This is a genomic window from Nocardia sp. NPDC004340 (assembly GCF_053602575.1).
Map to the genome: position 1 here is coordinate 530,034 of NZ_JBSGDW010000002.1, position 18,585 is coordinate 548,618.

General features: G+C 69.2%; 19 protein-coding genes. 5 read left to right on the forward strand and 14 right to left on the reverse strand.

The features are described 5' to 3' along the window. Positions 1–67 precede the first annotated feature (67 nt). Positions 68–499, forward strand: coding sequence for a hypothetical protein (locus ACWEOI_RS10015; RefSeq protein ID WP_452359421.1), 432 nt, complete (start codon positions 68–70; stop codon positions 497–499). Positions 500–503: 4 nt separating this feature from the next. On the opposite strand, the gene ACWEOI_RS10020 is transcribed toward ACWEOI_RS10015, so the two are convergent. From ACWEOI_RS10020 to ACWEOI_RS10065, 10 genes are all read right to left on the reverse strand, one after another. After that, positions 504–1,208, reverse strand: coding sequence for a hypothetical protein (locus ACWEOI_RS10020; protein WP_452359422.1), 705 nt, complete (start codon positions 1,206–1,208; stop codon positions 504–506). Between the two features lie 78 nt (positions 1,209–1,286). Next, positions 1,287–2,858, reverse strand: a complete 1,572-nt coding sequence (locus ACWEOI_RS10025; RefSeq protein ID WP_452359423.1) for an HD domain-containing phosphohydrolase — start codon at positions 2,856–2,858, stop codon at positions 1,287–1,289. A 79-nt stretch (positions 2,859–2,937) separates the two neighbouring features. Continuing rightward, positions 2,938–3,426, reverse strand: coding sequence for a carboxymuconolactone decarboxylase family protein (locus tag ACWEOI_RS10030; RefSeq protein ID WP_452359424.1), 489 nt, complete (start codon positions 3,424–3,426; stop codon positions 2,938–2,940). Positions 3,427–3,577: 151 nt separating this feature from the next. Continuing rightward, on the reverse strand, positions 3,578–4,108 hold the full coding sequence (locus tag ACWEOI_RS10035) for a DUF4822 domain-containing protein (protein WP_452359425.1): 531 nt from the start codon (positions 4,106–4,108) through the stop codon (positions 3,578–3,580). Positions 4,109–4,137: 29 nt separating this feature from the next. Beyond that, positions 4,138–4,836 (reverse strand): TetR family transcriptional regulator C-terminal domain-containing protein, encoded by a 699-nt coding sequence (locus ACWEOI_RS10040; protein ID WP_433668458.1) that lies wholly within the window; start codon positions 4,834–4,836, stop codon positions 4,138–4,140. A gap of 13 nt (positions 4,837–4,849) precedes the next feature. After that, a complete protein-coding gene (locus ACWEOI_RS10045) occupies positions 4,850–5,764 on the reverse strand; it encodes an SDR family NAD(P)-dependent oxidoreductase (RefSeq protein ID WP_452359426.1) in 915 nt (304 codons plus the stop codon). Positions 5,765–5,766: 2 nt separating this feature from the next. Then, positions 5,767–6,543, reverse strand: a complete 777-nt coding sequence (locus tag ACWEOI_RS10050; RefSeq protein ID WP_452359427.1) for a crotonase/enoyl-CoA hydratase family protein — start codon at positions 6,541–6,543, stop codon at positions 5,767–5,769. Beyond that, on the reverse strand, positions 6,536–8,077 hold the full coding sequence (locus tag ACWEOI_RS10055; RefSeq protein WP_452359428.1) for a class I adenylate-forming enzyme family protein: 1,542 nt from the start codon (positions 8,075–8,077) through the stop codon (positions 6,536–6,538). The genes ACWEOI_RS10050 and ACWEOI_RS10055 overlap by 8 nt, the downstream gene beginning before the upstream one ends. Then, positions 8,074–9,219, reverse strand: a complete 1,146-nt coding sequence (locus tag ACWEOI_RS10060; protein WP_452359429.1) for a thiolase family protein — start codon at positions 9,217–9,219, stop codon at positions 8,074–8,076. Before ACWEOI_RS10060 ends, ACWEOI_RS10055 begins: the two co-directional genes overlap by 4 nt. Further along, positions 9,216–9,626 carry a zinc ribbon domain-containing protein gene (locus ACWEOI_RS10065; protein ID WP_433668468.1) on the reverse strand — a complete coding sequence of 137 codons (411 nt, stop codon included), beginning with the start codon at positions 9,624–9,626 and terminating at the stop codon, positions 9,216–9,218. The genes ACWEOI_RS10060 and ACWEOI_RS10065 overlap by 4 nt, the downstream gene beginning before the upstream one ends. A gap of 244 nt (positions 9,627–9,870) precedes the next feature. Between ACWEOI_RS10065 and ACWEOI_RS10070 the strand changes: the two genes are divergently transcribed. Together ACWEOI_RS10070 and ACWEOI_RS10075 are read left to right on the forward strand one after the other, a co-directional pair. Then, positions 9,871–11,274: a lipase family protein gene (locus ACWEOI_RS10070; protein ID WP_433668470.1), complete on the forward strand. Its 1,404-nt coding sequence runs from the start codon at positions 9,871–9,873 to the stop codon at positions 11,272–11,274. A 145-nt stretch (positions 11,275–11,419) separates the two neighbouring features. Further along, entirely contained in the window at positions 11,420–13,051 is a 1,632-nt protein-coding gene (locus tag ACWEOI_RS10075) for a cutinase family protein (protein ID WP_433668471.1), read from the forward strand. A 167-nt stretch (positions 13,052–13,218) separates the two neighbouring features. Here ACWEOI_RS10075 and ACWEOI_RS10080 read toward each other — a convergent pair whose 3' ends face one another. Continuing rightward, positions 13,219–14,166, reverse strand: coding sequence for an undecaprenyl-diphosphate phosphatase (locus ACWEOI_RS10080; protein ID WP_452359579.1), 948 nt, complete (start codon positions 14,164–14,166; stop codon positions 13,219–13,221). Between the two features lie 84 nt (positions 14,167–14,250). Here ACWEOI_RS10080 and ACWEOI_RS10085 point away from each other — a divergent pair, with 84 nt between their 5' ends. Next, positions 14,251–14,520 (forward strand): hypothetical protein, encoded by a 270-nt coding sequence (locus ACWEOI_RS10085; RefSeq protein WP_433668473.1) that lies wholly within the window; start codon positions 14,251–14,253, stop codon positions 14,518–14,520. Here ACWEOI_RS10085 and ACWEOI_RS10090 read toward each other — a convergent pair. Both ACWEOI_RS10090 and ACWEOI_RS10095 read right to left on the reverse strand, forming a co-directional pair. After that, on the reverse strand, positions 14,514–15,224 hold the full coding sequence (locus ACWEOI_RS10090) for a MarR family transcriptional regulator (protein ID WP_433668475.1): 711 nt from the start codon (positions 15,222–15,224) through the stop codon (positions 14,514–14,516). The genes ACWEOI_RS10085 and ACWEOI_RS10090 overlap by 7 nt on opposite strands. A gap of 206 nt (positions 15,225–15,430) precedes the next feature. Then, entirely contained in the window at positions 15,431–16,513 is a 1,083-nt protein-coding gene (locus tag ACWEOI_RS10095) for a substrate-binding domain-containing protein (protein ID WP_452359430.1), read from the reverse strand. A gap of 88 nt (positions 16,514–16,601) precedes the next feature. Here ACWEOI_RS10095 and ACWEOI_RS10100 point away from each other — a divergent pair, with 88 nt between their 5' ends. Continuing rightward, a complete protein-coding gene (locus ACWEOI_RS10100; protein WP_433668478.1) occupies positions 16,602–17,264 on the forward strand; it encodes a TetR family transcriptional regulator in 663 nt (220 codons plus the stop codon). Between the two features lie 251 nt (positions 17,265–17,515). Here the strand turns inward: ACWEOI_RS10100 and ACWEOI_RS10105 are convergent, their stop codons facing one another. Then, entirely contained in the window at positions 17,516–18,403 is an 888-nt protein-coding gene (locus ACWEOI_RS10105; RefSeq protein ID WP_452359431.1) for a C40 family peptidase, read from the reverse strand. Positions 18,404–18,585 lie beyond the last annotated feature (182 nt).

Genomic DNA, 18,585 nt, shown 5'->3' on the forward strand with positions numbered 1-18,585 from the left:
CCTCGGCTAGCCGGGATCCGGTTGTCGGTTCGGGAAGATCGGGTGGCATCGCGCGCTTGTACCGTCCATGACGACAACCGGCTCGGAAGACCTCGTGAACCAGCAGCACCCGAACGGCTCGACCGTGCTGTCGGTCGGATTGCATCCCAGCGCTGTGGATTACCGCAACTATCCACAGTTGACCGAGGAGATTCTGAGCGCACGCATCGCGGCCGGCGAGGCCGCGTTGCGGGAGGCGGGGTTCGATCTGGTGTCGTGTCAGCTGCCCGCCGACCCCGACGCGGCGGAAGCCGCACTGCGCGAACGCATTGCGGGGCAGACGTTCCGGGCGGCCATGATCGGCGCGGGCGTCCGGATGGCGGGCGAGCACACGCTGCTGTTCGAGCGGCTGGTCAACACGCTGTCCGACGAGGTGCCCGGAATTCGGTTCTGCTTCAACACGTCACCGGAGACCACCATCGACGCGCTGCGCCGCTGGGTGGAGCCCCGCGTGCGCTGACGCGTCAGTCCTGGTCGTCCAGCTTCTGCCACATCGCCTGGCCGATCGCCACCACACCGCGGGCGGGCAGGGTGACGTTCCCGATCCGGGGGTTGGCGTCCAGGTGGGCGGGGCGACCGAGGTCGTGACCGTCGAGGACCGCGGTCGAGTCGGTGACCAGGTACATGCGTTCGGGCATGAGGAGACCGGTGTGGCCGCTGGGCATGGTCCCCGCCATTTCGAGATGACCCAGACCCAGTGCCGCGGCCATCATTTCGCGTGAGCGGATGAGGGCGCGGGAGCGCCAGGTGGCGAGGGGCATATGCCCGCCGACGGCGTTGAGGGCGCGCAGGGCCGGGGTTTCCGTCACGGTCAGCGTCCAGTCCAGGGCCGGGTCGTCGACGGTGACGTGCAGGGACGTCGGGCCCGTCCATTCGGCGCCGATCGACGCGAGACCGGTGTGGTCGCAGGCGGGACCGTAGTAGCGCGGGCACGCGTGATCGACACGGTCGCCGTCCACGAAGATCGACCAGCGGCCTTCGGGGTCGCGATGCCAGACGGTTTTGTAAGGGCCGAAGTCGTTTTCGGGGAAGACGCGCAGCGCCAGCACATGACCGCTGTCGAAGGGGAGGCCGAAAACGCCCCAGCCCTTGACGTATTCGTGGCCGGGCCAGGGCGCCTGCCCGGTGCGTTCGGGGAGGCCGGTGAGCCGGGAGGCCAGATCGAGCATGAGGTCACCTCCGGTGGGGTCGGTAGCTGATGTTTCGACGGTAGGCGCGGCGAACCCGGGTGTCGTCGGGCGTTCTCCCTACGAATCGGTGGCCAGTGTGTCGAGCAGACCGTGCTGGACGGCGTAGAGGGTGACGGTCGAGCGGGTCGACGAACCGGTCTTGGTGTAGATGCGCTCGATGTGGGTGCCCGCCGTTTTCGGGGCGATGCCCAGGGTGCGGGCGACCTGTCGGGTGGACGCGCCACGGGCGATGAGGGCCAGGACCTCGAGTTCGCGCGGGGTGAGGCCGTCCGGACCGGTGCGGCGACGCTGCCGGGGCTGACCGGCCGCCTCGAGGACGGCGTCGACCGCGCCCGCGTCGAGCCGTCCGCGCCGCACCTCGGAGCGCAGTTCGGACAGAATCCGCTTGGGCGGCAAGGCATCCCGATAGGCGCGCGGTTCGCTCATCGCGCGGTAGGTGTCGGCGGCGGCCAGCAGCCGCGCCGAGACCGGGATAGACGGGCCGGTCAGGCCGCGATGCGCGCCCGAGCCGTCGAGTCGCTCGTAGGCCATGGCGGCGATGGCGCCGATCCGGGCCAGTCCGCCGGGGCGGGCGAGGACCCGTTCGGTGTAGTACGAGTTCATCCGCAGCCGCTCGAGCTCGGTGACGCTCAAGGGGCCGGGCTTGTCGAGAATCGTCGCGGGAACACCGTGCAGCCCGATGTCGTGGAGCAGGGCCGCGCGGCGCAGCACCGTGACATCGGGTTCGGCGAGCCCGGCGGCGGCCCCGGCGCGGGCCGCGAGATCGGCCACGCCGCGGGAGTGCCCGGCCCGATAGGGCGAGCGCAGATCGGTGAAGTCGGCGATCACCTCCAGGGCCGTATCCAGTTCGGCCCCGGTGAGATTGCGGCGCAGTGCGGGATCGGCGGCGATGAGTTCCCCGTAGTCCGGCTCGGAATCGTTGTCGGCCAGCAGGTCCCGCGCCGAGGCACAGAATTCGTCCACCACGGCCGGATCGAACTGGGTGCCCCGCCGGGCCCGGGCGACCTCGACGGCGGCCTCGATTCCGGCGGTCCGATGCAGCACCTCGGCCACGTCGGCGAGATGGAACAGCCGCATCCCCAACCCGATTCGCTCCCCGCCGACCCCGACCGGCACCCCCTTGCCGTCCCACCGCGCGAAGAACTGCCGCAGCGAGTCCCCGACCGCGGGGGCCAGCCCGAGCCGGTCGGCCATGGTCGACGTGGTGAGGCAGTGCGACATGAGGCCGCGCTCGATATCGCGCCCGCCCCTCGCCGCGATCGCCACCGTCTTCCGCACCCGCTGCGCGAACGGCCCCGAAGCCCCCGCGTGCGAGAGGAAGAACCGCGCCCCGCCCATGCCCCGCAGGTCGGTCCCGTAGCTGTCGGCCCGGAACGCGATGTCGTCCCCGAACCACGCCGAGACTTCGGGCGCGTCGGCCACGCACCCGGCCCAGGCCAGGACCGCGGTGTAGTACAGGTCGGACCGCTCCCCCTCGCTCAGCCCGACCCGCTCCCCCAGCCGCGTGGCGAGCCGCCAGGACCGCAGCACGTGCGCCATCGGCTGGCCCAGACCGAGGTCCATCGCGAACGAGAACGCTGCCAGCAGTGCCGCCAGCGAAACACCCGTGTCCCGAGCGTCACGCGTCATGCTGCGAGCATAGGCGCGCGCCGATCCGTTCGATCTCGGATCGGCCCGCGACCTGGACCGATGAGGCGGGTATTGCCCGTCAGTCGGCGGCGATCGCCTCGAAGGTGCCCGCCCGATAGGAGCCGCCCTTGGTCTTCGTGATGACCGCCAGGCGGTTGGCCGCGTTGATCACGGCGATGACGTAGACGAGCGCCGCGGCCTGGTCCTCGTCGTAGTGCTTGCGCACCGAGGCCCACGTCTCGTCGGACACGCCATGACTCGCGTCGGCGAGGCGGGTGCCCTCCTCGGTCAGGGCCAGGGCGGCCTGCTCGGGTTCGGTGAAGACGGTGGATTCGCGCCAGACGGCGACCAGGTTGACGCGGGTCGCGGATTCGCCCGCCGCGGCCAGTTCCTTGGTGTGGGCGTCGACGCAGAAGCCGCAGCCGTTGATCTGACTCGCCCGCAGTTCCACGAGTTCCGTCAGCGATTTCGGGAGGCCCGACTGAGAGATCGCGAGTCCGACGCCGGCGAACCGCTTGTTGAGCTTGGCTCCGACGGCGTTGGCGTTCAGGTCGATTCGGGGTTCCATCGTGTGATCCTCACGTGCGGTGGTGAATTGGACGACCACAAGACGCCCGAGAGCCGGTGCGTGTGACAGCCGCGAAGCTGTGAGGTGGGCCACGAGCCGAAACGAGAACGCCCGCGCCATCCGGGGATGACGCGGGCGGGAGGACGCGCGGCTACTTCGGTTCCGGGTGGGTGGCGGGGGTGTGGATGATGTCGAAGTACACCGTCTTGTCGTTGGCGTCCGGGTACACGCGGTAGGTGAATTCCTTGTCGTTCAAGGTGATGATGTCGGTGACGCGGCGGAACTTCTCCTGTCCCGCATCGTCTTTCGCGACGATGGTGCGGGTCTTGCCGTCGGCGGGGACGGACCAGTCGCCGTGCATCTTCGGGGTGTCGTCGAGGTTGTACATGGTGAAGGTGCCGTCGGGCTTGAAGTAGGCGAAGCCGACGTAGTTCTTCACATTGTCGTCGGTCAGCGGCACCTGGGCGCCGTGGGCGTCGGTGGCGGAGGTGGTCTCCCAGGCGGTGGCGGCCAGCACGGCGGCCGGGGAACCGGGAGGAACGGCCACGGTGGCGGAGGCCGCCGCGGAGGTGGTCGGCTGGGCGGGGGTGGTGTCGGAGCTGGAATTGTCATTGCTGCTGCAGGCGCCGAGCGCACCGACCGCCGCGAGGGCCACGGCAAGAGTCGCGATTTTCTTCGTCATCTCTTTACCAGTCATCCGGCTCACTCTAGTTACCCGGCGGCCAGACCACGCTGAAGGAATCGCTGGCAGGAGCGGATGGCCGCGGGCAGGTCCACGGCGTCGGGGGCGATCTGATACTGGGCCGCCACGCCGCGCAACATGCCGGTCAGCACGGTCGCGGTGGACGCCGGATCGACATCGGCGGACACCGACCCATTGCGCTGTCCGGCGCGCAGCAATTGGTCGACGCCGTGCCGGAAACGTTCGTCGTCGGTGGCGAAGACCGGACGCAGCGCCGCCTCGGAAGGCATTGCGGCGCCCCACATCACGAAGAAGGCGCGGCTGGTCCGGGGGTAGCCGATCATGGCCTTCAAGTAGTCCTCGGCCAGCTGTGAGAGTACCGCGACGGCGTCGACTCCGGGCTCCTCGAGCTTCGCCGCGGCCCCGCCGACGAACTGCGCCTGGATGCGCTGCGCCAGTTGATCGACCAGTGCCGCCTTGGTGCCGAAGTGATGGTTGGCCAATCCGCGGCTGTAGCCCGCGAGTTGCCCCACATCGGCCAGCGACGTCTGCTCGACACCGCGCTCGGCGAACAGCGACTCGGCCGCATCCAGCAACGCCTGACCGGCCTGAGCAGCGCGTTCGCGCTGGGTGCGGCGTGGGGGCGGGGCCGCGTCGCTCCCCTTCGCCGTCGGGGCCACCGGCTTCCCGGTGGCCTCCGCCATGGACCTCTCCGTGCGACCCGCCATGGCGCCACCCTAACTAGCCCAGTCGTGAACCACCGTTGACGGGCACCACTTGCCCGGTCACATAGTTCGACAGCGGCGAGCACAGCCAGAGGATGACGTCGGCCGCCTCCCCGACGGTGCCGGTGCGGCCCAGCGACACGAACGGCATCGGCCGCGCCGCGTAGATCTCGGCCTCCGTGGGCGGGACCTCCGGATCCACCGTGATGCCCATCCGCTGCGCCTGTTTGGCGGGCATGCCCACCCGGATCTCGCGGCCGCCGGTGTGGATGACCTCGCGATCGGATTGCGGCTGCCCGAAACGGGTTTGGATGATCCCGAACGCCACGGCATTGACATTCACGTGCATCGAACCCCACTCCTGCGCGAGGCTGCGGGCCAGCCCGAGCACACCGGCCTTGGCCGAGGCGTAGTTGGCGGCGCCGTCGAGTCCGAGCAGCCCGGCCATGGAGGAGACCATCACGGTCTTGCGATGGCGCGTGATCCCCTCGGCGGCGTCGGCCCGGGCGGCCGCGCGGAACACCGGCGCGCAGGCCCGGGCCAGGCGGAACGGCACCACCAGGTGGATGTCGAGCATGGCCTGGAACTGGTCGTCGGTCATGGCGTGGACGCGGGCGTCCCACGCGTATCCGGCGTTGTTGACCACGATGTCGAGGCCGCCGTACGTGTCGATCGCGTGGGCGACGAGGTCGTCGCACGCGCTCGGCGCGACCAGGTCGGCGACGAAGGCGGTGGCCGTGCCCGGACCGTGGGCGTCGTCGATCGCGGTCACCGCCTCGTCCGCCTTGTCCTTGTCGACATCGGCGATGACGACCTTGGCGCCGTGGGCGGCCAGCACCGTCGCCGTGGCGCCGCCGATTCCGCGGGAACCACCGGTGACGATGGCGACCTGCCCGGCCAGCAGGGTGCTCTCGAAGCTCGGTTTCCGCATGGTCAGCGTCCCTTCCAGACCGGCGGCCGCTTCTCGGCGAAGGCGCGCAGGCCTTCTCGCAGATCCTCGGAGTGGTGGAGTGCGGTCAGGTAGGGCAGCTGCTTCGTCCAGGCTTCCTCGTCGGTCCAGCCCCGGGAGTCGACGACGATCTGTTTGCTCGCCCGCACGGCCAGCGGCCCGGCGGCGCAGATGTCGCGAGCCAGCTCCAGCGCTCCGTCGACCGCGCCGCCCGGCTCGGCGAGCCGGTTGATCAGTCCGAGTTCGGCGAACAGCGTGGCGGGCCAGGGCTTTCCGGTCAGGATCAACTCCATCGCCAGGTGATACGGAATTCGTTTGGGGAGCCGGAAACACCCGCCGCCCATGGCCACCAGCGACCGCGCGGCCTCCGGCAGGCCCAGACTCGCGGTGCGCGAGCAGACGATCAGATCGCAGGCCAGGCACAGTTCGAGACCGCCCGCGAGGGCGTGGCCCTCGACCGCGGCGATGATGGGTTTGACCGGCGGCCGGGCCATGATGCCGAAGCCGCCGCGGCGTTCGGTCACGCCCATATCGCCGGTCGCGGCGGCGATCAGGTCCTGTCCGGCGGAGAACACCAGGTCGGAGCCGGTGAGGACGGCACAGCGCAGCGCGTCGTCGGCCTCGTAGCGGTCGATGGCCGCCTCCAGGGCGCGCGCGGTCGCGCCGTCGAAGGCATTGCGGCGTTCGGGCCGGTCGATGCGGATGAGCAGGATCCGCTCGTCGATCACCTCGGTCGCGATGAGATCGGGCCGGTCAGACATTGCGCTCACGTCCTTCCCAATATGGTTGGCGCAGTTCGTGTTTCATGACCTTTCCCACCGGGTTGCGGGGCAGGTCGGTGACGAAGTCGAAGCGGCGCGGGCGCTTGTAGCCGGCCAGCCGCCCTTCCAGGTGGGCCAGCAGTTCGGCCTCGGTCGGCGCGGATCCCGGTGTCGCGACGATGTAGGCCAGCGGCTTCTCGCCGAAATCCGCGTCGGGGATGCCGATCACGGCGGCGTCGATCACCCGCGGGTGTGTGACCAGGGCCTTCTCGATCTCGGCGGGATAGATGTTGACCCCGCCGGCGACGATCATGTCCTTGATCCGGTCGGTGATGAACAGGAAGCCGTCGGTGTCGAGGTAGCCGACATCGCCGGTGCGGTAGAAGCCGTCCTTGACCACGTCCTCGCCGAGCGGCGGACCGCCGAGATAGTTGCGCAGCACGATCGGCGTATCGACCGCGATCTCCCCGGATTCCCCGGCGGGCAGCCGATTCCAGTCCGCGTCGACGATGGCGATCTCGACCCCGTCGAACGGCAGGCCGCTGGTGCCCGGCTTGGCGAGCTGATGTTCGGGCGCGGTGTAGCTGATCATGCCGGGTTCGCTGGCGCCGTAGCTCTCCCACAGCACGTCGTCGCCGAAGCGCTCGACCACCCATTCCTTCAATGACTGCGGGACCGGCGCGGCCCCGGTTCCGATGTGCCGCACGGAGGACAGGTCGTAGCGGTCGAGCACGGCGGCGGGGAGCTTCTGGATGCGCAACAGCATGGTGGGCACCGCGATCCAGGACTGGATGCGATGCTCGTCGATGAGTCGCAGGGCCGTCTCCGCGTCGAACGGGTCCAGCGTCACCACGGTGCCGCCTCCGCCGCAGGCCCGCATCGCGACCGCCGGCCCGGCGCCGTGATGGATCGGCATCGTCAGCAGGGACCGCACCGCATCGGGCAACGGGGGGATGGACGCCACCGAGACGAGATACCGCTGGAGGCGCTCCCAGTCGGTGATGGTGGCGGGATCGGTCGGCGGGACGCCGCGGGGGCGGCCGGTGGTGCCGGAGGTGTACAGCACCAGGGCGGGCCGGGCCGCGCCGAAACGTGCCGGGGCGTCCGGTGTTTCGAGCAGATCCTCGTAGCGGATCCCGGGTGCGTCCGGGGTCTGGCCGGCGGTGATCAGCAGGCCGACCGCGTCCGGATCCCATCCGGTGACGTCGATGTCATTGCACGCCAGCCCTTTCGCGCCGCTGTCGCGCAGGATGTACAGCGTCTCCTCCGGGGTCAGCCGCCAGTTCACGGCCACCTGGGCGACGCCGAGCTTCTGCAGGGCGCGCTGGACGACGAAGTACTCCGGCGCCAGCCGGAACCTGGTGCCGATCCGATCGCCACCGGTCAGCCCTTGCCGGGCCAGGCCCTCCGCGACCCGGTCGGCCGCGTCGTTCCACTCCCGGTAGGTCAGTACGACGCCGCCGCTGACCACCGCGGGCGCGTCCGGTCGATGAGCGGCCCAGAACTCCGGGGATCCATTGTCGGGTTGATTCATGATTCCTCCTCGCGTGCGAGCACGTGTACGGCGCAGACCGCGCCGACTCCGACCATGTGCGCCAAGCCGATTCGGGCGTCGGGGTGTTGCCGCGCCCCGGCCTCGCCACGCAACTGGACGGTCAGTTCCGCGATCTGCCCGACGCCGGTCGGCCCGATCGGATGTCCCATGGACAGCAGTCCGCCGGAGGCATTGACCGCGACCTTGCCGCCGATATCGAAATCGCCCCTGGCCAGGGCGGCCGCGGCGCGGCCGGGCTTGCACACCTCCATGGCCTCGAGATAGACGAGCTCCTCCACCGTGAAGGCGTCGTGCAGCTCGATCAGATCCACGTCGTCGATGCTCACGCCGGCCGCCCGCAACGCCTCGGCCGTGGTTTCCGCGGTCAACGCGGCATCGAAATTCTCGGTGCCGTAATAGGTTTCCGACCGCAGCGCCGAGGCGCGCACCCGTACCGCGCGCGTCCGATCGAGGCCGAGGTCCGTGATCGCCCGGTCGGAGACGACGATGGCGGCGGCCGCGCCCTCACCGATCGGGCAGCACTGCAGGCGGGTGAGCACGCCGCTGAGAGCCGGCGGGGCCAGCACCTCTTCGAGCGTTCTGGCCTTGGGGCGCTGCGCATTCGGGTTGAGTGCGGCATTGCGACTGTTCTTCACAGCCACCCGAGCGATCTGCTCCGGCGTCGCGCCCGTCTCGTACATGTAGCGCGAGGCCAGCAGCGCGAAATGCGAGACCGGCAGCAGACGATTCCCGACCAGGTCCTCCAGCCCGGCGGCGCGGGCGGGCATGGTGAGGTTCAGCGGCTTGTCGACGCCGACCGCGATGGCCACATCGTGCAGGCCCGCGGCGACATCGAGGTAGGCCTGCCGGAAGGCGCTCGACCCCGACGCGGAGGCGTTCTCGACCTGCATCATGGGGATGCCGGTCGCACCGAGGTGCCGATACATCAAGCGCGACAACGCCATCGACGTGGTCGCCGTCCCGGTGTACGCGGTTTGCACCTGGTTCCAGCTCAGGCCCGCGTCGGCGAGCGCCGCGCGGACGGCGGTGACGCCGAGCTCCGGATACGGTGTGCGACCGGGCTTCCGGTACGGATGCAACCCGACGCCGACGACCCACGCGGGCCGCAGGTCCGCACTCATGGCCGCACCTCACTCTCGGCCGGGACGGTCGCGAAGGCGGGCTCGACCAGCTCGGCGTCATCGCGCCGCACGACATGCCAGCGCGCGGCGACCCGATCACCGATCCGTGGCGCGTGCGACTCGGGGTGCGTCAGCGCGCGGATCAGCGGCCCCTCGTCGAGCACGATCTCCGCGACGGTGAAGGGAGCCGCGCCGAGCGGGTCGACCGCCACCTCCGCGACCGCGAACACCACGCCTTCCGCGCGCAGGGCCCGCGACCGAAGCCGTCCCTCCCCCGCGCCGCACATTTCGCAGCCGAGCCCGATCGGCGGGAAGTACACCCGGCCGCACGCCTCGCATTCGCAGCCGAGCAGCACCGGATCGTCCGGCAGCGGGTCATAGAGCCTGGGGTTGACGGCTACGCGCATCGCGACCTCGCAAACTTACTTGTTGAGCGTTCAGTAAGTGTGAACGTAGCAGTGATCCGCGCCACCGGGAAGGGTCTTCCCGGATTTGCCCCGCCACCGGGGCGGATAGGCCGAATCCGCCCAATCCCCGATTCCGCCGCTCACGCATATTGCGAGCCCGGTCACAGCTGTGGCAGAGTGATCCCCGCAATATTGAGACTAGGTAGTCTCACAACTTGGGGATTCAGGGTGAGGAAGTGGGTCGATGAAGACCAGACGACTGACCGGGCGGCTCGTGCGCTTCGGGACGGTGTCCATCACGACGCTGGTGGCGGCGGCATTCACGGTGGGACCGGCGCACGCCGATCCGGCCGCGCCGACGCTGCCCTCGATCGCGCCGGCGCAGGTGCTGCCACTGCCGCCGGAGCTCGATCCCGGCTTCTACAACCCGTCCGCCGACGTGATCGCCGCCGCCGCGCCCGGCGAGATCATCGCGGCCCGGCAGGTCAATCTCGGCAACTTCGGGCTGATCCCGCTGAACGTGGACGCCTGGCAGGTCTCCTACCGCTCCAACAACAGTCGCGATGAGGCCATCCCGGCGGTCGCCACCCTGATCAAGCCGCGCGGCACCGCGCCCGCGCCGCGCAAGCTGCTCTCGGTGCAGATCGCCGAGGACTCCACGCAGGGCTACTGCAGTCCCTCCTATGCGCTGCAACACCTTTCGGCCGCGCCGTTCCTCGGGCAGATCGTCGCGCCCGCCGAATTCCTCTTCGCACAGGCCGCGCTGCAGAAGGGGTTCGCGGTGGTGATCCCCGATCACGAGGGCCCGAATTCGGCGTACGCCGCCGGGCCGCTGGCCGGGCGCATCACCCTCGACGGCATTCGCGCCGCCACCTCGTTCGCGCCGCTCGGCGTCGGCGCGGGCGCGCCGACCGCGCTGTACGGCTACTCGGGCGGATCGATGCCCACCATGCACGCCGCCGAGATGCGCAAAACCTATGCGCCGGAACTGAATATCGTGGGCGCGGCCTCCGGCGGCACCGGCGCGGATCTGGGCGCGGCACTGCTCATGGCCAACAATCAGGCCACCGCGGGCCTGGTGCTGGGAGCGGTCCTCGGGCTCTCGCGGGAGTACCCGGAATTCAGCGCGCTGCTGGACCAGAAGCTCAACCCGCTCGGCCAGCTGCTGCGCACGGTGAAGGCGCCGTTCTGCGTGCAGTATCAGACCGCGCTGCTGCCGTTCCTCAATATCACCGGCATGATCAACTCCCCCGACCCGCTCGGCGAACCCGCTGTTCAGGCCATGCTCGAGGACACCCGCCTGGGCAAGAGCCTGCCCGACATGCCGCTGTTCGTGTGGCACTCGCGCTGGGACGAGATCCTGCCGTTGCCCGCGGCGGACAAGCTGGTCGACACCTACTGCGCGCAGCCCGGAGCGCAGGTCACCTACACCCGGGACTGGGCCAGCGAGCACGTCATCGGCGAGGTCTCCGGCGGACCGGCCGCGCTGCTGTGGCTGTTCGATCGCTTGAACGGTATTGGCGCGCAACCGGGCTGCTCCACCACCGACATGCCGTCCATGCTCGGCACCCCCGGTGAGCTGCAGACCCTGGGCGAGACGCTGGGTGAGACCTTCGCCTCATTCTTCGGCAAACCGATCGGGGCCTGATCAGCGGATTCGGGTCATGGTGCGGTAACGACTCATTCGCATAAGTAACACTCGGATCTCCGGTTACGACGTCTCCCTGTGTAGACGGCCCGCTCAGTCGCTGGGCCTGACGGTTCACTTGTCGGGGTGAAATGGGGATTCGGGCATGGATATTCGCGGGTTCGCGAAACGACATAAGATCGCGTCGGCGGTCGCCGCTCCCGCGGTACTGGGTGTGGCGGCCGCGATAGCGGCCACCTACGCGCTGACGGGGCCGGATTCGAAGCAGGCCGATCCGGCGCTGACTTCGTCGGTCACCGAATGCCATGACATGGTGACCATCTCGGTGGCCGGGCGCAACGACTCGCCGCAGTCCGGAACCACCAAGATGCTGGTCGACGCGAACGGCAACGAACTGCCCGCCGCCCTGTCCGACGATTACCAGAGCCACTGGGTGGACCCGGTGGTGAACGCCCCCGGCGGCTCGGTCGACTCCAATTCGTATTCGGCCGTCTACATCTCCTATCCCGCCAACCTGAACAGCTACGAGGACGCCGTCAATACCGGTGTCGCCAATACCGAGCAGGTCATGCGGGATATCTCCGCGGCCTGCCCGAACACCAAGTACGCGATCGTCGGCTATTCCGAGGGCGCGGACGTGGTGCGGCGGGTGGCCATGCAGATCGGCCACCAGAGCGCGGGCGCGGACGGCAAGTACGGGATCGTGGATCCCGGCAATGTCGCGGGTGTGGTGATCCTCGCCGACGCCGGCCGCACCGCCGGGGAAGGTCCGTTCCCGGGCGCGAAGGACCCGAGCCGTCCGGACAACTTCGATCAGAGCTACCAGACCGGCAAGCAGGTCGCGGGCGGGCAGGGCGCGCTGCCCGACCAGGCCGGTGACTTCGGCGCGCTGAACGGCCGCATCGCGTCCTTCTGCTCCGACGGCGACCTCACCTGCGCGGCGCCGAAGAACATCTCGCTGCTGCAGCTCGCCATCAATGTCGGCCGCCAGATCAATGCCGACCAGATGCAGAACGAGGGCCTCAACCCGACCACCGGCATCGACGTCGCCGTCGTGCTGGGCAAGATCGCGGGCGACGCCTTCGCCGACATCGCGCACAACCCGGGCTGGTGGACCAGCAAGGAAACCTTCCTCGACGTGCTGCTGAAGGTGTCGAAGCCCGGTTACCAGGCGAACCAGCAGAACGCGACCCCGGTGGCCGCGGACAATATCGCCGCCGAGAACATGTCGCCGCTGGCATACCTGCCGCAGAAGGTCTTCAACGAGGTCATCGGGCTGATCACCACCAACCAGAACACCATCCCGGTGATCATGAACGACCCGTACAACCTGACCCTGGGCCCGAACGGCACCGGTCACCACTTCGACTACTGGCACGACTCCAACCCGGACAACGGCAAGCCCGTCAGCTCCGCCGAGTACGCCGCCGCCTGGCTCACCGAACTGGCGAAGCAGGCCCAGGCCCACCAGCTCGACCCGAAGACGCTGACCACCACGCCGAGCCCGACCACCACGTCGAAGGCTCCGGCCGTGCTGGCCGCCGCCCCGAAGTCCGGCGAGGCCGCCACCACCACTCCGGCGACCGGAACCACGACGACCACCACCACCCCGGCCCCGGCCGTCACCACCACGACGCCGCCGGCCACCACGACGGTCGCCCCGGACACCACCACCGCGCCGGTCACCACCACTCCCCCGGTGACCACCACCGCCCCGACGACGACCCCCGTCGTCACCACCACCACCGCGGCGCCCACCACCACGCCCACGAACTGACAGCAACATGCGCCCTGGCATCTGCGTATGCCAGGGCGCGCACTGATTTGGTAACGGTCGGGGTAACTCGTCGGGCACGCTCGAAATCGGTTCGGCACCCATCGCGGGCACGGGTGCACGGCTGGCAACGGCTCCCCAGCCGTCCGCTGAAGGCCCGGAGAGGCGGGCTAGCTGAACCAGACCAGGCTGCCCAGCCCCGCGATCAGGCAGTAGACGGCGAAGGGGGTCAGGGTCTTGGTCTCGAAGTACGCGGTCAGGAACTTGACCGAGATGTAGGACAGCACGCCCGCGACCACGCTGCCCGCGACGGCGGGACCCAGGATGGCATGGTTCTCGGGCTTGAACAGCTCCGGCGTCTTCAGCACCCCGGCCGCCAGGATGACCGGGGTGGCCAGCAGGAACGCGAAACGGGCGGCGTCCTCGTGGCGCATGCCCTTGAACAGGCCCGCCACGATGGTGCTGCCGGAACGGCTGATGCCCGGGAAGAGCGCGGCGATCTGCGCCGATCCGATCAGGGTGGCGTCGCGCATGGTCAGACGGGACAGGCGCACGTCCGAGGCGCGGTCCGGGTCGGTCATCGGCAGCACGATGGTGTCCTCCATGGACACGTCCCGGCGGCCCGTCGGACTGGAGAGCACGAATTCGCCTTCGGGCTCACGCTTGCGCATGATCTCCGCGGACAACAGCACGAAACCGTTGATCGCCAGGAAGATCGACGTGGGCACGGGAGTGCCGAGGTAGTTCCGGACGATCTTCTCCAACAGCAGTCCGGCGAGGCCGACCGGAATCGTCGCCACCACCAGCAGTACGCCCAATCGTGCTTCGGGAGTGCGGATCTCGCGGGTCAGCGCCACATCCCACAGGCCGCGCAGGATGCGCACCCACTCCCACCGGAAGAAGATCACCAGGGCCAGCGCGGTGGCGACGTGCATGGCCACCAGCAACGCCAGGTACGGGGAATCCTTGGCGGACATGCTCAGATCGTCGGCCCACTGCCCGCCCACCCAGGCCGGGAGCAGGATGCTATGGCCCAGACTGGAGACCGGGAAGAGCTCGCTCACCCCTTGCAGTGCGCCGACGACGATCGACTCCAGGTAACTGATGGCCATTCGAATTCCTGTCGGGCAGCGGTGCGGGGATCCGAACACCCCGATGGCGCCGGGGCAGCTCGCCTGGCGAGGCTACCGGAAGCAATCCAATTGCGCGGCGCGGCGTCCGGCGGCGTGGAATACTTCGGCGATATGCAGTACAGGGGATTCGGTAATCCCGATGTCGGCGAGGATCCCGAGTTAGCTCAGGCCCGCATCTTCCTGGACGAATTGGAAAGGCATGTAGTCAAACTCACGCGGCGATTACAAACCGCGCCCACGGCGGAAGCCCGGCAAACGATCTCGGCCGAACTCTCCACGGTGCGCAAGTATGTCGATCGCATTCACCGCAGATTTCCCGGCATCGCCGTCGCTCATTGATCGAGCCGCGGCCGCCAGCGTTCGGCGGAGCGGACCATGTCCAGGCCCACCCGCTCGAGATAGTCCCCCATGCCCAGCAGCCGCAGCCCGGCGGGCGTGGCCACACCGAGCGCGTCCGCGCCGTGCCGCGCCTGGGCCGCCAGCCGCTCGTTGACCTGCGCTCCGGCGAGAGTGGCTCGGTACCAAGCGGATTCGTCGATCACGTAGCGGTCGCGGCGGGTGCCAGGGTCCCGGTCACGACGGATCAGCGCCCGCTCCTCGAGCCGCCCCACCGCCGCGGAGACCGTCGCCGGGCTCACCCGCAACTGGGCCACCAACTCGGCGGCGGTGAGGCTGCCCGAGTCCGCGGCGTACAGCCGGGCCAGCACCGCGGCGGCCATGCGCGGCATCCCGAACTGCGCGAACAGCAGCGCGAAGCGGTCGCTGACCTCGGTCAGCAGCATCGGATCGCGGCCGTATTCGTCGACGCCGGAAGGCTTCTCGATCGGCTTGGGGCGCGGCGTGCGGCGGCGCGACCGCACCGCGGTGGCGGCCTGCGCCAGCTCCGCGCGGTAGCGGCCCGGACCGCCGTTGCGGGTCACCTCGCGGCTCACGGTGGAGGTCGGCCGGGACAGGCGACGGGCGATCTCGGCGTAGCCGAGGCCCCGGGCCAGACCGGCGGCGATGAGGCGGCGATCATCGGGGCTGAGTCTTCCTCCGGGCACGGAGCGGCTCCTTCATCAGATGCCGCCGAGGCGGCGCGGCACCACCCTATTGCAACACGAAAACCGCACGGCGGGCGCCGCAAATGATCATCGCGACAAACGAAAACCCTTGGCACACTTGCGTTATCCGGTTCGTGACGGCATTCGGTCGTCACCCCGGTTGGGAACGCAACGTAGCGTTCGCCATCAGTCGAACAGCCCGCGCTTCACAATCCGGTCAGTTCGGCCAGCACCGTGAAGTCCATGATGTCCGCGCCCGCCAGGAACACCGGCTGCGTGGTGTGCGCCCCGCGCACCCGCACCTCACCGCGCGGGCCGCCGTAGCTCACCTTCGCCGCACCACGCTCGATGAGCCGCACGTCCAGGCTGTGCGCCGCCTCCGCCAGCGAGGCGAACAACAGCAGGCCCTCGTAGCAGGATTCGCCGATATTGTTCAGCGCCGGGGCCAGCTGACCGTAGCGGGCGGTGTAGCGGCTGCCGAAGGCCATCGCCTCCCGTGACACCAGGCTCTCGAAATAGCCGCTGGCGGTGAACAATCCGCGCGCGCTGTCCGGGCCGCCCGCGTAGAGCACGTCCTCGCCGATCATCATGCTCAGCCGCAGGCGGCTCTCGTCCAGCCCGGCCGCCGCGAAGGCCTGATTGAAGGCCGCGCAATCCGCGCCGACCATGAACAGCAGCACCCCCTCGGCGGGCGAACTGCGGATGAGGTCCAACGCCGCGGTGAAATCCCGGCTGCCCAACGGCACGAACACCTCACCGACCACGTCGATATCGCTCGTGTCAGCGAATTCCCAAGTGACCCTCGCTGTTTCACGTGGCCAGACATAGTCGTTGCCGACGATGCACCAGCGGCGCACGCCCCGCTCGGCGCGGAACCAGCGCAGCGCGGGGAACAACTGCTGATCCGGGGTCTCCCCCACCATGTAGACGCCGTCGGAGTCCTCGCCGCCCTCGTAGAAGGTGGTGTAGACGTAGGGCACCCGGCCCGCGGTGTACGGGGTGATGGCCTTGCGCGCGTTCGACAGGTGCCAGCCGACCACGCCGTCGATCATGCCGCGGCTCACCATCCGGTCGATCCGCGCGGCCAGCATCGGCAGCGGCGCGCCCGCGTCCACCGGATGCAGCCGGACCGGGCGGCCCAGGATCCCGCCCATCGCATTGATGTCCTCGACGGCCAGCGCGGCGCATGCCTCGCAGGAGGGCCCGAAGATGCCGGCCGAACCGCTCATCGGGACGACCAGGGCCAGGTCCACCGTCGCCCGGCGCGACCCGGCCTCACGTGGCGTCATCGATCATCACCGCCGTTCGAATGCCCACGTTCCGCCCGCGCGTCCACCCGGGACCGCGTGATGCGAGACGAAGGGGCACGATAGCACCGTGAACAGTCCTGACGCGCGCGAGCTCATGTTGCTCGCCGGTGAGCGCACCATCGCCGAACGCGGGCCGGACGTGGCCCTGCGCGATATCGCGGTGGCGGCGGGACAGCGCAACAACTCCGCGGTCCACTATCACTTCGGTTCCCGGGACGGCCTCATCGCCGCCATTATCGAACGCCATCAGCCCGCATTGGAATCCCGCCGGACCGAACTGCTCGCCGAACACGAGTCCTCGGGCGCCCCGGACAGTGTCGCCGCGCTGGTCGCCATTCTGGTGCGGCCCATGTTCGACGTGCCCTACGCCGACGGCTCGACGCACTACGCGCGGTTCCTGGAGCAGGCTCGCGCCCATCCAGCGGTCACCGGACCCAATCTCAACGAAAAGCGTTGGCAGACAACAAGAGTGCTCGTCGCCAGGCTGTATCACGCACTGGCGGAACTGACTCCGGCGCAACGCCGGTACCGACTACAGGCCATGACCACGGTCATGTTCGCCCTGCTCGCCGACTACGAGCGCTCCGTGCTGTCCACCGAGGTCGAACGTGACGACGTACGCGACAGCATCATCGCCATGATCGTCGGACTACTCAGTGAACCGGTGGCCCACCCCGGTCAGGGGGCCGCCGTCCGGGCATTCGGATCGAAACCGCACGGCACCTCGTAGACCACGCCGCCGAACGTGATGCCGAAGAGCCGGCCCGCCGAGAAGCCTTGCGCGCCAAGGCCGTACTGCACCTCGCTGGTCAACAGCGGGCCGGGAGCCTGAATCATCGGTGGCATAGACGGTTCCGTCTCCGGCCGCGGTGGCGGGCGTGGCGAGAACCAGTGCCGCCGTTTTCCTTGCCCTCATGCCTTACCTCGCGTTGTCGATCGATCACGAATTCGTGGTGATCACGTCGAATGGTCCCGAGCGGTTCACTGGAAGCGACGCGCTCCGGTCACCGGCATATTCGACAGCGGCGAGACCTTCACGCCGGACCCGTAGTCACTGGCGTGGATGACCTTCCCGTCGCCGAGATACATCGCCGAGTGGCCACCACCGTAGTAGGAGACCAGATCGCCCGGCTCCAATTCGTCGATCGTGACCGGGGTTCCGGCTGCGAGCTGTGAATAGCTCGTGCGCGGCACTTCCACGCCCGCCTCTCGATACGACCACTGCACGAAACCGGAGCAGTCGAAGGAGTCCGGGCCGGTGCCGCCGGCGCTGTAGTTCGCGCCGAGTTTGGTGCGGGCCGCCTCCACCGCACGCTCGCCCGCCGTCTTCGGCATCACCGCGGGCACCGTGGTGCGGGTGACCGCGGAATCGGTCACGCCGGGGATTCCGGCCAGCGGGGGCAGGGCGGCGGGCACCACGAAGGTGCCGAGACCGGCGACCGACACCGTGCGCGATTCCTGCGCGGGGGGCTGGATCACGGCGCTCGGGGCGGCGCCCGTCGGGGTGGCGATGGCCGGGGTGCCGATCGCCGGGATCACGATGGCCGAGCGCAGCGACTCCGGGAACAGTGGCCGCACCGGCGCCGGGTCGGGCATCGTGTCGGCCGGGGCGATGACGATGCGTTGCGGCGCCACCGTCATACGGGGGGCGTCCGGCTCACCGATCGCCGATTCCGGCGTGGGGGAAGTGGTTCCGGCCGCGGGGGGCAGGATGCCGATCGCGGGGGTCACCCGGCCGAGCGGGGCGGCGATCTCGTCCGGGATGTCGATCGCCCCGATACCGGGGATCGTCACCGGCGCCGCCTGCGCCTGGCCCGCCGCGAAGAACAGGGCGGCTCCGACGGCTGCAGCTCCGAGGACTCCTGTCACCAGGGTCCGCAGGCTCAGCCGCGGAAGTAATCGAACCTTCTGTCTATCACCGTTTGTTTCCATGAGCGGTCGTCCTCCGATCAAGCCGTGAAAGCTATCCGGTATCCGTCCATCACGCGAAATTTCGGTACTGCCAGCAGATCCGAGAATGCATATTTCGCCGGAACGTCAGAGCTGGCAAC

Excerpts from the sequence above, each read along its gene's own strand:
- ACWEOI_RS10015 (WP_452359421.1), top strand. The coding sequence starts at position 68 with ATGACGACAACCGGCTCGGAAGACCTCGTGAACCAGCAGCACCCGAAC.
- ACWEOI_RS10020 (WP_452359422.1), bottom strand. The coding sequence starts at position 1,208 with ATGCTCGATCTGGCCTCCCGGCTCACCGGCCTCCCCGAACGCACCGGG.
- ACWEOI_RS10025 (WP_452359423.1), bottom strand. The coding sequence starts at position 2,858 with ATGACGCGTGACGCTCGGGACACGGGTGTTTCGCTGGCGGCACTGCTG.
- ACWEOI_RS10030 (WP_452359424.1), bottom strand. The coding sequence starts at position 3,426 with ATGGAACCCCGAATCGACCTGAACGCCAACGCCGTCGGAGCCAAGCTC.
- ACWEOI_RS10035 (WP_452359425.1), bottom strand. The coding sequence starts at position 4,108 with ATGACGAAGAAAATCGCGACTCTTGCCGTGGCCCTCGCGGCGGTCGGT.
- ACWEOI_RS10040 (WP_433668458.1), bottom strand. The coding sequence starts at position 4,836 with ATGGCGGGTCGCACGGAGAGGTCCATGGCGGAGGCCACCGGGAAGCCG.
- ACWEOI_RS10045 (WP_452359426.1), bottom strand. The coding sequence starts at position 5,764 with ATGCGGAAACCGAGCTTCGAGAGCACCCTGCTGGCCGGGCAGGTCGCC.
- ACWEOI_RS10050 (WP_452359427.1), bottom strand. The coding sequence starts at position 6,543 with ATGTCTGACCGGCCCGATCTCATCGCGACCGAGGTGATCGACGAGCGG.
- ACWEOI_RS10055 (WP_452359428.1), bottom strand. The coding sequence starts at position 8,077 with ATGAATCAACCCGACAATGGATCCCCGGAGTTCTGGGCCGCTCATCGA.
- ACWEOI_RS10060 (WP_452359429.1), bottom strand. The coding sequence starts at position 9,219 with ATGAGTGCGGACCTGCGGCCCGCGTGGGTCGTCGGCGTCGGGTTGCAT.
- ACWEOI_RS10065 (WP_433668468.1), bottom strand. The coding sequence starts at position 9,626 with ATGCGCGTAGCCGTCAACCCCAGGCTCTATGACCCGCTGCCGGACGAT.
- ACWEOI_RS10070 (WP_433668470.1), top strand. The coding sequence starts at position 9,871 with ATGAAGACCAGACGACTGACCGGGCGGCTCGTGCGCTTCGGGACGGTG.
- ACWEOI_RS10075 (WP_433668471.1), top strand. The coding sequence starts at position 11,420 with ATGGATATTCGCGGGTTCGCGAAACGACATAAGATCGCGTCGGCGGTC.
- ACWEOI_RS10095 (WP_452359430.1), bottom strand. The coding sequence starts at position 16,513 with ATGACGCCACGTGAGGCCGGGTCGCGCCGGGCGACGGTGGACCTGGCC.